This is a genomic window from Actinoallomurus acaciae (genome assembly GCF_042429965.1).
Taxonomy (GTDB): domain Bacteria; phylum Actinomycetota; class Actinomycetes; order Streptosporangiales; family Streptosporangiaceae; genus Actinoallomurus; species Actinoallomurus acaciae.
On the sequence record NZ_JBHLZP010001204.1, the window covers coordinates 1 to 796 of the forward strand.

The 796-nt window shown below is 70.9% G+C and carries 1 protein-coding gene; it reads right to left on the reverse strand.

Annotation, left to right across the window (positions count from 1 at the left end):
* A partial coding sequence (locus ACFFNX_RS51640; protein WP_378213849.1) for a hypothetical protein occupies positions 1–268 on the reverse strand: 268 nt, incomplete at its 3' end.
* Positions 269–796 lie beyond the last annotated feature (528 nt).

A 796-nucleotide genomic window follows, 5' to 3' on the forward strand; every position in this document is an offset into this window, starting at 1 on the left:
GGGCGGGACGCGACGGCCGGCTGTGCGAGCCGGCGGCGTCGTGGGCGCGGCCGGAGCCGTGCTCCGGCGCGGCGTTCTGCGGAGCGTCGCTGCCGTCGTCCGCGTCGACCTTCACGTCGTTCTGCGGCCGGCCGTGTGTCTCGCCCCCGGAGACGGGTCGGCTGTGCGAGGTGCGTCCGTGGCCGTGCGCGCGCACCTTGTAATGGCCACTCGCGGTGGGCGGAGGCGCCGGCTTGGAATAGGCGCTGACCGCACTTACCGGAAGCATGGCTGGAATGGCCGCGGCTATGGAAGTAGCCAATATTCGTCGCATGTCGGTTTTTCCCCCCGAAAAAGACCGCCTGTTGCGGCGGCTCCTCAGTCGCATACTGTAGCGCATCGATCTCTCACAGTAATCATGATGGGGTGCCGTTTGTGGAGGCCAGAGGGGGCTTACGCCGATAGGATCGGGAGCAATCCGTGTTGTCAGCCTGCTGCGCGCCGAGGGGAAGACGTTGTCCGAGCCTGACTGGCAGGCCACCCTGCTTGCCGAGCTCGATATACCGTCGTCCGGGCTGGTAACTCCCGATTCCGGCACGTCGTCCGCGCCCACGGACGGGCTCCCGGCGTCGCCCCCGGAAGACCCGCGCGAACCACCCGCCCGGCTTCCATCTCCGGTACGGCCGGAGGCGGAGCCGGAGAGCGCCGCCGGCGCGGATGACGACCGGCCGGCCCCCGCGCCCTCCGCGACGCGGTGGGATCCGGGGTCACGGCCGGAGCCTCCGTCGGCCCGTCCCGCGCCGGACCAGGAGGGCAC